Origin of the sequence: Aquabacterium sp. OR-4 (assembly GCF_025290835.2) — a bacterium.
Classification (GTDB): domain Bacteria; phylum Pseudomonadota; class Gammaproteobacteria; order Burkholderiales; family Burkholderiaceae_C; genus Pseudaquabacterium.
This window is the reverse complement of the sequence record NZ_JAOCQD020000001.1, coordinates 1877776-1891815: the sequence shown is the minus strand read 5'-3', so window position 1 is coordinate 1891815 and position 14040 is coordinate 1877776. Positions and strand designations below refer to the sequence as shown.

Below are 14040 nucleotides of genomic sequence, written 5' to 3'. Positions count from 1 at the left end.
TGGGGTCAGGCCTGGACCGCGGTGGCCTGGCGCTGGGCGTCGGCCGCGGTCTTGAACGGGGGCAGGCCGATGCGGCGCACCGTCTCGACAAAGCGCTCGGCGCCCTGGCGCTGGGCCAGGTAGGTCTCGATCACGGCCTCGATCACATCGGGCACCTCGTCGGCCGCAAAGCTGGGGCCGATCACCTTGCCGGGCACGGATGTGCCGCTGATCGTGCTGCCGTCCGAGCCGCCCAGCGAGACCTGGTACCACTCCTTGCCGTCCTTGTCGACGCCGAGGATGCCGATGTGGCCGCTGTGGTGGTGGCCGCAGCTGTTGATGCAGCCGCTGATGTGCAGATCGATGTCGCCGATGTCGAACACGCGGTCGAGGTCGTCGAAGCGCTCGGTGATGGCCGCGGCCACCGGGATGCTGCGCGCATTGGCCAGCGCGCAGAAGTCACCGCCCGGGCAGTTGATCATGTCGGTCAGCAGGCCGATGTTGGGCGTGGCAAAGCCCAGCGCCTTGGCCTGCAGGTACAGCGCGGCCAGATCGGATTGCTTGACCCAGGGCAGCAGCAGGTTCTGGTCGTGCGTGACGCGCAGCTCGCCCAGGCTGAAGGCCTCGGCCAGCGCGGCGGCGGCGTCCATCTGGTCGGAGGTGGCATCGCCCGGCGGCAGACCGGCGCGCTTGAGCGACAGCGTCACCGCGCTCCAGCCCGGCACCTGGTGGGCGTGCACATTGCGCTGGTGCCAGCGCTGCACGGCCAGCGGCGCATCGGCGGCCAGCGCCACCGCGGGCAGCGGCTGCACGGCGGCGGGGCGTGCAAAGCCGGCCGCCACGCGCTCGAACTCGGCCTGCGGAATCAGGTGCAGGCTGCCGCCCACGTCTTCGGCCAGGATGCGCTCGAACTCGGCGTCCACCTGATCGAAGTACTTCTGGCCCTCGGCCTTGACCAGGATCTTGATGCGCGCCTTGTAGGCGTTGTCGCGGCGGCCGTAGCGGTTGTAGACGCGCACCACGGCCTCGAGGTAGCACAGGATCTGGTTCCAGGGCAGGAACTCGCGGATCACCGTGCCGGTGATCGGCGTGCGGCCCATGCCGCCGCCCACCAGCACCTGGAAGCCCACCTCGCCGGCGGCGTTTTTCTTCAGCTGCAGGCCCACGTCGTGCCACGCGATGGCCGCGCGGTCTTCGGCGGCGCCCGACACCGCGATCTTGAACTTGCGCGGCAGGAACGCGAACTCGGGGTGCAGCGTGCTCCACTGGCGCATCAGCTCGCAGTAGGGGCGCGGGTCAACCAGTTCGTCGGCGGCCACGCCGGCCAGCGCGTCGCTGGTGATGTTGCGGATGCAGTTGCCGCTGGTCTGGATGCCGTGCATGTCCACCGCGGCCAGCAGGTCCATCGCGTCGGCAGCCTGGGTCAGCGGAATCCAGTTGAACTGCAGGTTCTGGCGCGTGGTGAAGTGGCCGAAGCCGCGGTCGAGCTCGCGGCCGATCTTCGCCAGCTGGCGCAGCTGGGCGGCGCTCAGCTCGCCATAGGGCACGGCCACGCGCAGCATCGGCGCATGGCGCTGCACATACCAGCCGTTCTGCAGACGCAGGGCCTTGAAGTCGTCGTCGGGCAACTGGCCGGCCAGATGGCGGCTGAGCTGGTCGCGAAACTGCGCGGCGCGGGCGCGCACGAACTGGCGGTCGAATTCGGTGTACTGGTACATGGCGCGGTGGCGAATGGGGCTGGGGCGGGGCTGCGAAGGGGGCGCGCGGCGTGACGGAACTTTAGGCGAGAGCGCGGGCCAGGTTGTACAGGCTGATGCACGAAATCACCGTGCCCACCAGCAACAGCAGGGTACGGGTGTTCAGGCGCCGGGTGAGCAGGGCGGCCAGCGGCGCGGCAAACAGGCCACCCACCACCAGGCCGGCCACGGTGGGCCACGGCGCCTCGTCCACCAGCATGGCAAACACGCCGGCCGACACGAAGGTGAGAAAAAACTCGGCCAGGTTGACCGAACCGATGGTGGTGCGCGGATCGTGGCCGGTGCCCACCAGCGTGGTGGTGACCACCGGGCCCCAGCCGCCGCCGCCCACGGCATCGACAAAACCGCCCAGCAGGCCCAGCTTGGCCACGTGGCGCGGCGCCTCGTGGGTCTGGCGGATGCGCTTGAACACCTTGCTGATCACGTACAGGCCCATCAGCAGCAGGTAGGCCGAGACAAAGGGCTTGATCACCCGCGCATCCACGCTGGAGACCACCCAGGCGCCGCTGATGGCGCCCACCATGCCCGGCACCAGCAGGCGCAGAAACAGCTGGCGGTTCACATTGCCCAGCCGGATGTGCGAGACACCCGACACCCCGGTGGTGAACACCTCGGCAATGTGCACGCTGGCGCTGGCCACCGCCGGCGAGGCGCCAGTGGCCAGCAGAAAGCTGGTGCTGGTGATGCCGTAGGCCATGCCCAGCGCGCCATCGACCGTCTGCGCCAGCAGGCCCACGCCCACCGCCCACCAGAAGCTCGGGCTGTCCAGCGTCTGCATCACCATCTGCAGGCCGGTCTGGCCATTGGCATGCGGGCCGAACAGCTGCGTGGCCAGCGCCGCGATGCAGCCCATCAGCAGGAACACCACCGACCACATCGCCATGCGCAGCACCGGGTGCCGGGCCGATTCGGCCAGTTCGTGCTCCACCGGTGGCAGGCCCAGCGCCCGGTGCTCGGCGTTGACCTGGTTGTCGGTGTAGTCGATGTCGCGAATCTTCATGGGGCGGCGGCCACCGGGCCGCGGATGCTGCAGTGCGTCAAATCAGGTCTGGCGAAGGACGCGACTGTAGTCAGGCTTCATATATATCCAAACGACATTCTTGTTAGCTCCACATTCCGCATGAGCATATGCAGCCAGCAAGCAGGGCCGGCCGCTGCCTAGAATCAGCGCCCATGCACCGCCGACTTTTCATGCGCGCGGGCCTGGGCGTGGCCACGGCCGCCGGGCTTGCGGCCTGCCAGACCCCCGCCCCCATGCCGCCCAACGGCCCGTCCGGACCCGCCGCGTCGGCGCCGCGCGTGCCGCAGCCGCCCCGCATCGGCCTGGCGCTGGGCGGCGGCGCGGCGCGCGGCTTTGCCCACATCGGCGTGATCCAGGTGCTGGAGGAGGCGGGCATCAAGCCCGACCTGGTCACCGGCACCTCGGCCGGCAGCCTGGTGGCGGCGATGTACGCCTCGGGCAAGAGCGGCGCCGAACTGGCGCGACTGGCGCTGGCGATGGACGAATCGGCCATCACCGACTGGAGCTTTCCGGGCCGCGGCCTGATTCGCGGCGAGGCGCTGGCGCGCTATGTGCGCGAGCAATGCGGCAACCGGCTGATCGAGCAGCTGCCGCTGCCGCTGGGCATCGTGGCCACCGACCTCGACTCGGGCGACGCAGTGCTGTTTCGCCGCGGCGACACCGGCGCCGCGGTGCGCGCCTCGAGCGCGGTGCCGGCGGTGTTCCAGCCGGTGAAGATCGGCACGCGCGAGTACGTGGACGGCGGCCTGGTGTCGCCGGTGCCGGTGCGTTTTGCGCGCGAGATGGGCGCGCAGCTGGTGCTGGCGGTCGACATCTCCACCCCGCCCGACGGCGCCGCCACCGGCGACGCGTTCAAGCTGCTGCTGCAGACCTTTGCGATCATGGGCCGCAGCATCAACCAGTACGAGCTGCGCGAGGCCGACCTGGTGCTCAAGCCCGCGCTGGCCGGCGTGTCGAGCGCCGATTTCAGCGCCCGCAAGCGCGCCATCGACGCCGGCCGCACGGCCGCCCAGGCCCTGCTGCCAGCGCTGCGGCTGAAGATCGTGGCGCTGACCCGCTGACCGGCAGACTGGATCTGGCCACGCGCATGCCGGCGAACACTCCGCACCGCCGGGTGTCGGCCGTCAGCGCCGGCCCGGCCACGGCTGCCGCCGCTGCGCCGGCTGCAACGGCCGCGGCCAGGCCGCTGAACCGCCGCACGCTGCTGGCCCTGGCACTGGCCGAGGCTGGTGGCCTCACGCTGCTGCCGCCCACCTGCCTGGCGGCCGAGGCCCTGGTGCCGGTGGGCAATGTCACCGGCCTGTTCAGCGTGATGGTGGCCCGGGTGCAGGTGCCGCGCTCGGCCCACCAGGTGGCCCGGGCGCTGGCCGACTGGCCTGGTACCGTGGCCGTGGGCGGCGGCCGCTACAGCATGGGCGGGCAGGTGGCCGCGGCCGGCGGGCTGCACCTGGACATGCGGGCCATGAACGCCCTGGTGTGGCTGCGGCCTGACCAGCGCAGCGTGCGGGTGCAGGCCGGCATGCGCTGGCGCGAGCTGCAAGACCACCTCGACCCACTGGGCCTGGCGGTCAAGACCATGCAGAGCTTCAGCAACTTCACCGTGGGCGGCTCGGTGTCGGTCAATGTGCATGGCCGCTATGTGGGCCACGGGCCGATCGGCCACTCGGTGCGCGCGCTGCAGCTGGTGCTGGCCGATGGCCAGGTGGTCGAGGCCTCGCCGGGCGAGCGCGCCGAGCTGTTCCGTGCCGCCATCGGTGGCTACGGCGCGGTGGGCGTGATCACCGAGGTCGAGCTTGACCTGGCCGAGAACCGGCGCATCACGCGCGAGGTGCGCACGCTGGCGCTGGCCGACTACGCCGGGTTTTTTGCCCGCGAGGTGCTGGCCGATCCGGACGCCGTGCTGCACAACGCCGACCTGCTGCCGCCCGATTTCGAGCAACCGGTGGCCATCACGTGGCGGCGTGCGCCGGCCGACATGCCGCTGACCGAAGCCGCGCGCCTGGTGCCGGTGGGCCAGGCCTACGGGCTGGAGCGGCAGGTGGTCCGCGCCGTGACCGAGTGGCCGGGCGGCGCGACGCTGCACCGCCAGGTGCTGCACCCGCTGCTGACCCGTGGGCCTGCCGTGAAGTGGCTCAACCACGAGGCCAGCCGCGACGTGGCCCAGCTCGAGCCGGCCTCGCGCGAGCACAGCACCTATGTGCTGCAGGAGTACTTCGTGCCGCCGGCGCAGTGGCTGCCCTTTGTGCGGGCCATGGCCGGCGTGCTGCGCCGGCACCGCGTGCGGGCGCTCAACATCTCGATCCGCCATTCGCCGGCCGACCGGGTGTCGCTGCTGCCCTGGGCGCCGCAGGCGGTGTTCTCGCTGGTGCTGTACTACAAGCAGCGCACCGATGCCGCGGCCATCGAGGCCGTGGCGCGCTGGACCCGCGAGCTGGTGGACCAGGTGCTGGCCCACGGCGGGCGCTGGTATCTGCCCTACCAGTTGCACGCCACGCGCGCACAGTTCGAGCGGGCTTATCCCGAGGTGGCGGCGTTGCGGCGGGTCAAGCGCAGCGTCGACCCGGCCGGGCGCCTGGGCAACGAGCTGTGGCGCCGCTATCTGTGACCACGGGCCGGGCGTGCAGCCTGCAGCGCCCAGAAAAAAGCCCGATGGCGAACCATCGGGCTTGAAGGTACCCAGAAAACGGGTTTCGAAAGGTACCGAGGAGACAACCTTCCACGGATGCCCTGGCTTCGCAGCCCAGGCACCGGTGTGAGCCAGGACGCGGCAGGAAAGTTCCGCGCGTCCTGGCGCGATCTGCTGGCGATCAGGCGGCGCGCTTGGCGGTCTTGGCGGCGGCTTGCGAAGCCTTCACCGCGGTGCTGGTCACGGCGTTGAAGTTGGCTTCCACGATGTCGGCGGCCTGCTTGGCGGCCTTCTGGGCGCTTTCGTAGGCGTTGTTGGCGGCGGTCATGGCCGACTTCACCAGCGTGGCGGCGTTCTCGGTGCCGGCGGGGGCGTTCTTGATCGCGGCATCCACGGCGCCGGCAAAGCTCTTCTGCAGCTCGGCAAACTGGGCTTCGGCGGTCTTGCTCACTTCGGCGCTGGTGGCGGCGGCGATGTCGTACAGGTGGCGGCTGTAGGCGGCGGCCTTTTCGGCGCTGGGCTGCAGCAGGCTGGCTTGCAGGGCCAGCAGCTCTTGCGCGTCCTTGGCGCTCAGCGCGGCCTTGGCGGTTTCTTGCGTTTCGGCCAGCGTCGCCTTGGCCACTTGCAGATTCAGTTCAACCAGCTTTTCCACGCCTTCGAAGGCCTTGCTGGTCAGACCGAACAGGGTCTCGAGGTTGGCCTTGCTGGCGGCGGCAACTTGCTCGGGGGTCAGATAGGACATGGTGTGCTCCGGGGGTGGTTGAAGGAATCTGCAGGTTTGCTGCACTGCAACATGGACTGAAGTATATGCACCGCATCGGGGATTTCAAGGGGTTCATGTTGCGCTGCAGCAAAAAACCTAGGGGTTGATGCCTAGCGGCAGAATGCGCTCGACCATGCAGGTGTTCAGCAACCACCGTTTCGCGATCGGCCTGCCGCCGGGGCACCGCTTTCCGATGCCCAAGTACGAGCTGCTGCGCAACGCGGTGCAGGCGGTCTGCCCGGATCTGGCCATCACCGAGGCCGGGCCGGCCAGCGACGGCGAGCTGGCCCTGGTGCACACGCCGGCCTACATCGAGGCCGTCGTGCGGGGCACGCTGCCGGCCGCGGCGCAGCGCGAGATCGGCTTTCCGTGGAGCGAGCGCATGGTCGAGCGCAGCCGGCGCTCGGTGGGCGCCACGGTGGCCGCGGCACGTGCCGCGCTGGCCCAGCCTGGTGGTGGCGTGGCCTGCCATCTGGCCGGTGGCACCCACCATGCCTATGCCGACAAGGGCAGCGGCTACTGCGTGTTCAATGATGTGGCGGTGGCCGCGCGGCTGATGCAGGCCGAGGTCTTTCGCCGCAGCCGCCACCGCGACCGCACGCTGCGGGTGTGGGTGATCGACCTCGATGTGCACCAGGGCAATGGCACGGCGGCGATCTTTCGCGACGACCCCAGCGTGTTCACGCTGTCGCTGCATGGCGCCAGGAACTTTCCGTTCCGCAAGGAGCCGGGCGACCTGGATGTGGATCTGCCCGATGGCTGCGCCGACGCCGAGTACCTGGCCGCGCTGGACACCGCACTCGACCAGGCCTGGGCGCGGCTGGCCGCCGCCGGCACGCCCGGCCTGGCCTTCTACCTGGCCGGTGCCGACCCCCACGAGGGCGACCGCCTGGGCCGCCTCAAGCTCAGCGATGCCGGCCTGGCCGAGCGCGACCGCCGGGTGTTCGACTTTCTGCGCGCGCGCCGCGTGCCGGTGGCCGTGACCATGGCCGGCGGCTACGGCCGCGACATCGCCACCACGGTGGCGGTGCAGCTGCGCACCGTGCAGCTGGCGCAGGCGGCGTGGCAGGCCTGGCAGGCGTTGCAGCCATCGCAATCGGCGCCGTCCTTGCAAGGCGGGTCGCCGGGGTGAAAGCCCGGCGCGCGCGGGCACGCGACAATGCGGGCCGCTGCAATCGTCATACCAACTCACCCCCTGTGGATTCCAAGGCCCCGCCGATGAGCGCCAAACCCCAACCCGGCCTGCGCGAGCACTACCCGCACCTGTCGGCCATCACCACCCGGTGGATGGACAACGATGTGTACGGCCATGTCAACAACGTGCAGTACTACAGCTTCTTCGACACGGTGGTGAACCGCTACCTGATCGAGGCTGGCGCGCTGGACATCCACGCGGGCAGCACCATCGGCCTGGTGGTCGAGACCCATTGCAACTACTTCGCGCCGCTGGCCTTTCCGCAGGACGTGCAGGCCGGGCTGCGGGTGGCGCATGTCGGTTCGTCGAGCGTGCGCTACGAGGTGGGCCTGTTTGCGCCCGGCGAGCCGCTGGCCGCCGCGCAAGGGCATTTCGTGCATGTGTATGTCGACCGCGCAACGCGCCGGCCGGTCAAGCTGCCGCCGGCCCTGCTGCAGGCGCTGGCGCCGCTGCAGTGGAGCGCGGCTTGAAGCGCGCCGCACGATGCGCCGCGCTGGCGCTGGCGGCGCTGGCGCCCTGGGCCCAGGCCGCCGAGCTGGATGGTCGTGCGCTCAGCAGCGCCGGCGGCGCCTGGTGGGCGCTGCCGTTCGCCGGCATGCTGCTGTCGATTGCGCTGCTGCCGCTGCTGGCGCCGCACTTCTGGCACCGCCACTTCGGCAAGGTGGCGCTGGGCTGGGCGCTGGCCTTCGCGCTGCCCAGCGTGCTGGCCCACGGCGCGGCCGCCACCGGCGGCGTGCTGCTGCACATGCTGTGGGCCGAGTACATCCCGTTCATCGTGCTGCTGACCGCGCTGTTCACGGTGTCGGGCGGCATCTATGTGCGCGGCAACCTGCATGGCAGCCCGGCGCTCAACACCGGCCTGCTGGCGCTCGGCGCGGTGCTGGCCAGCATCATGGGCACCACCGGTGCGTCGATGCTGCTGATCCGCCCGCTGATCCGCGCCAACGACAACCGCCGGCACACGGTGCACATCTGGGTGTTCTTCATCTTCATCGTCAGCAACATCGGCGGCTCGCTCACGCCGCTGGGTGATCCGCCGCTGTTCCTGGGCTTTCTGCAGGGCGTGAGCTTCTTCTGGACGCTCAAGACCCTGCTGCCCGAGACCCTGTTCTGCGTGGCCGTGCTGCTGGCGCTGTTCTGGCTGATCGACCGCCACTGGTACGGCAAGGAAGGCGTGCTGCCGCGCGACCCCACGCCCGACGACCACCGCTTCGGCCTGGATGGCGGCATCAACCTGCTGCTGCTGGCCGGCGTGGTGGGCCTGGTGCTGCTGAGCGGCACCTGGAAGCCCGGCATCGTGCTGCAGCTGCCCGGCGCCGATGTGGCGTTGCAGAACCTGCTACGCGATGCGGCCCTGGTGGGCGTGACCCTGGCCTCGATCGCCCTCACGCCACGTGCCGCGCGCGAGGCCAACCAGTTCGGCTGGGGCCCGATGCAGGAGGTGGCCAAGCTGTTCATCGGCATCTTCGTCACCATGCTGCCGGTGCTGGCCATGCTGCGCGCCGGCCACGACGGCGCTTTTGCCGCGGTGCTGCGCGCGGTCACCGGGCCCGATGGCCAGCCGCTGCCCTGGGCCTACTTCTGGGCCTCGGGCCTGCTGTCGTCCTTTCTGGACAACGCGCCCACCTACCTGGTGTTCTTCAACCTGGCCGGCGGCGATGTGCAGCAGCTGATGGGGCCGCTGGCGGCCACGCTGGCGGCCATCTCGGCCGGCTCGGTGTTCATGGGTGCCAACAGCTACATCGGCAACGCGCCCAACTTCATGGTCAAGGCCATCGTCGAGGACCGCGGGCTGCGCATGCCCAGCTTCTTCGGCTACATGGGCTGGAGCTTCGGCATCCTGGTGCCGCTGTTCGTCGTGGTCACCTTCATCTGGATGCGCTGAAACTTCATGAGCCCCACCGCCAAGCCGCGACTGCTGGTTGCCATTCCGATGTTTGCCGAGGTGCTGGCCGCGCTGGCCGAGCACTTCGAGATCGATGCCGCCGGCGAGCACCCGATCGAAGACCCGGCCGAGCTGGCCCGCCGCGCCCATGGCTGCCAGGCGCTGCTGGTGGCCGGCATGCCGCGCATCGACGCCGCGCTGCTCGACGCCTGTCCGGGCCTGCGCGCCGTGTGCAGCATGGCCGTGGGCTACAACAACATCGACCTGCCGGCCTGCACCGCGCGCGGCGTGCTGGTGAGCAATGCGCCCGACGTGCTCACCGAGACCACCGCCGACTTCGGCTTTGCGCTGATGATGGCCACCGCGCGCCGCATCGCCGAGAGCGAGCACTACCTGCGTGCCGGGCAGTGGACGCAGTGGCGCTACGACCTGTTTGCCGGCAGCGATGTGCATGGCGCCACGCTGGGCATCCTGGGCATGGGTCGCATCGGCCAGGCCATCGCGCGGCGCGGCGCGCTGGGCTTTGGCATGCCGGTGATCTATCACAACCGCAGCCGGCTGGCCCCCGAGGCCGAGGCGCCGCTGGGCGCGCGCTGGGTCAGCAAGGACGACCTGCTGCGCCAGGCCGACCACCTGGTGCTGGTGCTGCCGTACAGCGCCATCAGCCACCACGCCATCGGCGCGGCCGAGCTGGCGCTGATGAGGCCCGGCGCCACCCTGACCAACATCGCCCGCGGCGGTGTGGTGGACGACGCCGCGCTGGCCCAGGCCCTGCGCGAGCGCCGCATCGCCGCGGCCGGGCTCGATGTGTTCGAGGGCGAGCCGGCGGTGCACCCCGATCTGCTGGGCGTGCCCAACGTGGTGCTCACCCCGCACATCGCCAGCGCCAGCCTGCCCACCCGCCGCGCGATGGCCGATCTGGCCCTGCGCAACCTGCGCGCGGTGTTCGGCATCGGCCACGAGGCCGGCCGGCCGCCCACCGCACTGAACCCCGAGCTGCTGGCGCAGCGCTGAGCGGGCGCACTGGTGGCGCAGCGCTGACCGGCGCGCTGGTGGCGCAGCGCTGAGCGGGCGCGCTGGTGGCGCAGCGCTGAGCGGGCGCGCTGGTGGCGCAGCGCTGAGCAGGCGCGCTGCTGGCGCAGCGCTGAGCAGGCGCGCTGGTGTCGGCCTGATCAGCCGGGCAGGCCCGGCAGCGCCGGCTCGTCCGACGGCCGTGCCGGCGTGCGTGCCAGGTTCATCACCCAGCAGGCCAGCGTGAAGTAGCCCACCAGCGTGGCCAGCTCCACCGTGCCGGCGCTGCCGAACTGCGCCACGGCACGGGCATAGGTGGCGTCGCTGGCGCCATGCTGGCGCATCAGCTCGTGGGCCAGGTCGAGGGCCGCGGCTTCGTCGGCGGCCAGGCCATCGCGGGCGGCATCGGGGCGGGCGCCATCGCGCAGCGCGTCGATCACGGCGGCGGCCACGCCGGCGCGGCGGGCCAGCGCGGCATGCAGCTGCCACTCGAACTGGTTGTGCGTGTGGCGGGCCACGGCGCAGATCAGCAGCTCGCGCACCCGGTCGGGCAGGCTGCCGCGAAAGCGCAGTACCTCGCCCAGCGCGCCCACCGGCTCGGCCAGCGCCGGCGCATGCAGCAATGGCACGAAGGGGCCGAACACGCCAGCGCGCGGGCCGTCGATCAGCGCCTGGGCGATGCGGCGTTGCTCGTCGCTCCAGGCGGCGGGCTCGGGCAGCGGCAGGCGCTCGGTGGCCTGCGGGCCGAAGCCCTGGGTCAAGTCAGCGGGCAGATGGGGCATGGCGGGTCTCGGTGGCGGAAGGTTCGGGCAGGCCGCGCCACAGCCAGCCGGCCGTGGCGGCCAGCAGCAGGGCGGCGGTGGCGCTGGTGATCTCGAGCGGGCCCCAGCCTTGCCACTGCACGCCGTCCAGCAGGCGCACCTGCACCGGGCCGAGGATCTGGCCCAGCGCAAAGGCCGAGGTCATGCGGCCCAGCAGCGGCGTGGGGTTGGCAGGCAGCCATTGGCGCGCCAGCTGCATGGCCGCCATGGTGGCCACCATGAAGCTGCCGCCCACCAGCAGCGCCGCCGCGGCAATGGCCGCGCCCGAGCGGCTGGCCAGCGGCAGCGCCACGCCCACGGCCATGGCCAGCTGGCACAGCGCCCACAGGCCCTGGCGCGGCCAGTGGCTGGCCAGGCGGGCCGAGGCCACGATCGACAGCGCAGCGGCCAGGCCGAACACCGGCCAGGCCAGGCCGAACCAGAACGGGTCGTCGACCAGTGCACGCGCCATCGCCGGCAAGAACGTGGCCGGCACGATGTAGCCGAAGCCGAAACTGCCGTAGCAGAACACCAGCGGGCCCCAGCCGCTGGGGCGTGGGGTGGGCGCCGCGGGTGGTGCGGACACGGCGGAGGCTGTGGACGTTGTGGACGTTGTGGACGCCGCGGACGCCGCGGACGCCGCGGACGCCGCGGGCGCCACGCCTGATGCAGGCGCTGTGGCCGGCTCGGCGGCCGCCGATGGCCCGGGCGGGGCGGCCGGCGCGCACGGCCGGCGCCGCAGCAGCCAGGCCATCACCGCCACCAGCAGCGCCGCCATGCCGGCCAGCACCAGCCACAGCGGCGCGGCCGGCCAGCGGCCCAGCGCCCAGATCAGCAGGCCGCTGGCGCTGATGCCGCCGCCCACGCCGGCAAACACCCAGCCGCCCATTGGCGCAGCGCCGCGCGCCGCCAGCGCGGTGAGCGCCCAGCCGGTGGTGGCCACCAGGGTCCAGGCGCTGGTGATGCCGGCCGCCAGGCGCAGCAGGTGCCACAGGCCGGCCGGCACCTGGGGCAGGGCCATCGCGGCACTGAGCAGCACCACGCCCAGCAGGCTCAGCAGCACCAGCGGCGGGGGCTGGCCACCGGCCGGCGCGGGTGCGGCCCAGCGCGGCTGGCGGGCCAGCCAGGCCTGCAGCGGCGCCGCGCTGAGCGCGCCCAGCAGGTAGCCCAGGTAGTTGGCCGCGGCCAGTTCGGCGGCCAGCGCGGCATCGGCCAGGCCATCGCGCATCATCAGCGGCAGCATCGGCGTGAAGGCGAAGCGGCCGATGCCCATGGCCACCGCCAGGGCCAGCAGGCCGACCCAGGCAATGGCCCGTGGCGACGGGGCGGGCGATGGGGCGGCCCAGGGCGTGGCCGGGCGGGGTGCCGGGGCCGGGGGGCGCGTGGGGCTCATGCACTGCTGTCCATGGGCCTGGATTCAACCGCAGACCGCCTTGTTGCACAAATGAATAATCAAGAACTACCATTCTCTCCATGAGAATTCTGGATCTGGAGACGCTGGAGATCTTTCGCAGCGTGGTGCGGCAGGGGGGTGTGGTGCGCGCGGCCCAGGCGCTCAACCGTGTGCCGTCCAACGTGACCACCCGGCTCAAGCAGCTGGAAGAGCGGCTGGGCGTGGCGCTGTTTCGCCGCCAGGGCCGCGGCCTGGTGCTCACCGCCGATGGCGAGCGCCTGCGCGGCCATGCCGAGCGCCTGCTGCAGCTGGCCGACGAGGCCGAGCAGGCCATGCGCGACGGCGCGGCGCAAGGCCCGCTGCGCCTGGGCTCGCTGGAGAGCGCGGCCGGCAGCCGCCTGCCGGCGCTGCTGTCGGCCTACCACCGCGCCCAGCCGCAGGTGCGGGTCGATCTGCAGACCGGCACCACCGGCGCGCTGCTGCAGCGCCTGGCGGCCTGGGAGGTCGAGGCGGCCTTCGTCTCCGAACCCTTCAGCGCCGCGGGCTGCCAGGCGCGGCCGTTTTTTGACGAGGAGCTGGTGCTGATCACCGCGCTGGGCCATGCGCCGGTGGCGCGGCCGGCCGATCTGGGCGACTTCACGCTGATCGCCTTTGCCCATGGCTGCTCGTACCGCCAGCGCCTGCAGGAATGGCTGGGCGCCGGCCAGGTGCTGCCGGCGCGCACGCTGGACATGAGCAGCTACCCGGCCATCATCGCCTGCGTGGCCGCGGGCACCGGCTGCGCGGTGGTGCCGGTGTCGGTGCTGCAGTCGCAGCGCGCCGGCGAGCTGGTGCAGCAGCATGCGCTGCCGGCGCGTTATCGCCGCAACCGCACGCACCTGGTCTGGCAGGGCACGCCGTCGCCGGCGCTGGCGGCGCTGATCGCGCTGCTGGATGACGCCAAGGTGACGCCCGCCCTCCGGCCCAACCCGCGCTTGACGGGGCCGGGTGTGCCGCGCTGAAACGTTGCCCGGCGGCTGCAGCGGGTATGTCCCGAATCGGTGGGCGGCGGCTGCGGGTGACCATCGATGCGAGCCCGGGCCTGCCACAGGCCTGGCGATCGACAGCACCCTGGAGGAGACCCCGCATGAGCACGCGTCTGAAGATCAATGGCCGGGCCGTCGAGGTGCAGGCCGAGTCCGACACCCCGCTGCTGTGGGTGATCCGCGACGAGATCGGCCTCACCGGCACCAAGTTCGGCTGCGGCGCCAAGCTGTGCGGCGCCTGCACCGTGCTCCTCGATGGCGAGCCGATCCGCTCGTGCTCGACGCCGCTGTCGCGCTGCGCCGACCGCTCGGTGGCCACGGTGGAGGGCCTGTCGCGCAACAACAGCCATCCGCTGCAGAAGGCCTGGATCCGCCACGACGTGCCGCAGTGCGGCTACTGCCAGAGCGGCCAGCTGATGAGCGCCGCGGCCCTGCTGGCGCGCAACAAGAACCCCAGCGATGGCGAGATCGACGAGGCCATGAAGGGCAACGTCTGCCGTTGCGGCACCTATGTGCGCGTGCGAGCGGCCATCAAGACCGCCGCGGCCGACATGCGCGGCCGCAAGGCCTGATCGCCACCTGCCA

13 protein-coding genes are annotated in these 14040 nt (G+C 71.6%); 8 read left to right on the top strand and 5 right to left on the bottom strand.

Going from position 1 to position 14040, the window contains the following annotated elements; genetic code table 11:
- Positions 1 to 5 precede the first annotated feature (5 nt).
- Positions 6 to 1697, bottom strand: a complete 1692-nt coding sequence (locus N4G63_RS08230) for a nitrite/sulfite reductase (protein ID WP_260787845.1) — start codon at positions 1695 to 1697, stop codon at positions 6 to 8.
- 61 nt (positions 1698 to 1758) lie between these two features.
- The gene (locus N4G63_RS08225) at positions 1759 to 2736 is read right to left on the bottom strand and encodes a sulfite exporter TauE/SafE family protein (protein ID WP_260787844.1); all 978 of its coding nucleotides are present in this window, start codon (positions 2734 to 2736) and stop codon (positions 1759 to 1761) included.
- A gap of 173 nt (positions 2737 to 2909) precedes the next feature.
- On the opposite strand from N4G63_RS08225, the gene N4G63_RS08220 reads away from it, so the two are divergent.
- Both N4G63_RS08220 and N4G63_RS08215 read left to right on the top strand, forming a co-directional pair.
- Complete coding sequence (locus N4G63_RS08220) at positions 2910 to 3818, top strand: patatin-like phospholipase family protein (protein WP_260787843.1); 909 nt, start codon at positions 2910 to 2912, stop codon at positions 3816 to 3818.
- Between the two features lie 26 nt (positions 3819 to 3844).
- Entirely contained in the window at positions 3845 to 5362 is a 1518-nt protein-coding gene (locus N4G63_RS08215) for an FAD-binding oxidoreductase (protein ID WP_260787842.1), read from the top strand.
- A 202-nt stretch (positions 5363 to 5564) separates the two neighbouring features.
- On the opposite strand, the gene phaP is transcribed toward N4G63_RS08215, so the two are convergent.
- Positions 5565 to 6125 (bottom strand): TIGR01841 family phasin, encoded by a 561-nt coding sequence (phaP, locus tag N4G63_RS08210; RefSeq protein WP_260787841.1) that lies wholly within the window; start codon positions 6123 to 6125, stop codon positions 5565 to 5567.
- Positions 6126 to 6279: 154 nt separating this feature from the next.
- On the opposite strand from phaP, the gene N4G63_RS08205 reads away from it, so the two are divergent.
- The 4 genes from N4G63_RS08205 to N4G63_RS08190 all read left to right on the top strand — a co-directional run bounded on the left by N4G63_RS08205 (position 6280) and on the right by N4G63_RS08190 (position 10240).
- Positions 6280 to 7278, top strand: coding sequence for a histone deacetylase family protein (locus N4G63_RS08205; RefSeq protein ID WP_260788673.1), 999 nt, complete (start codon positions 6280 to 6282; stop codon positions 7276 to 7278).
- 86 nt (positions 7279 to 7364) lie between these two features.
- Entirely contained in the window at positions 7365 to 7811 is a 447-nt protein-coding gene (locus N4G63_RS08200) for an acyl-CoA thioesterase (protein WP_260787840.1), read from the top strand.
- Positions 7808 to 9226, top strand: coding sequence for a sodium:proton antiporter (locus N4G63_RS08195; protein ID WP_260787839.1), 1419 nt, complete (start codon positions 7808 to 7810; stop codon positions 9224 to 9226). The genes N4G63_RS08200 and N4G63_RS08195 overlap by 4 nt, the downstream gene beginning before the upstream one ends.
- A 6-nt stretch (positions 9227 to 9232) precedes the next feature.
- Entirely contained in the window at positions 9233 to 10240 is a 1008-nt protein-coding gene (locus N4G63_RS08190) for a 2-hydroxyacid dehydrogenase (protein WP_260787838.1), read from the top strand.
- A gap of 158 nt (positions 10241 to 10398) precedes the next feature.
- Here N4G63_RS08190 and N4G63_RS08185 read toward each other — a convergent pair whose 3' ends face one another.
- A complete protein-coding gene (locus N4G63_RS08185; RefSeq protein ID WP_260787837.1) occupies positions 10399 to 11019 on the bottom strand; it encodes a carboxymuconolactone decarboxylase family protein in 621 nt (206 codons plus the stop codon).
- Positions 11000 to 12430 carry a YbfB/YjiJ family MFS transporter gene (locus N4G63_RS08180; RefSeq protein WP_260787836.1) on the bottom strand — a complete coding sequence of 477 codons (1431 nt, stop codon included), beginning with the start codon at positions 12428 to 12430 and terminating at the stop codon, positions 11000 to 11002. Before N4G63_RS08180 ends, N4G63_RS08185 begins: the two co-directional genes overlap by 20 nt.
- Before the next feature lie 80 nt (positions 12431 to 12510).
- Here N4G63_RS08180 and N4G63_RS08175 point away from each other — a divergent pair, with 80 nt between their 5' ends.
- Together N4G63_RS08175 and N4G63_RS08170 are read left to right on the top strand one after the other, a co-directional pair.
- Entirely contained in the window at positions 12511 to 13431 is a 921-nt protein-coding gene (locus N4G63_RS08175; protein WP_260787835.1) for a LysR family transcriptional regulator, read from the top strand.
- Between the two features lie 125 nt (positions 13432 to 13556).
- Positions 13557 to 14027 (top strand): (2Fe-2S)-binding protein, encoded by a 471-nt coding sequence (locus N4G63_RS08170; protein ID WP_260787834.1) that lies wholly within the window; start codon positions 13557 to 13559, stop codon positions 14025 to 14027.
- The last annotated feature ends 13 nt before the right edge of the window (positions 14028 to 14040 follow it).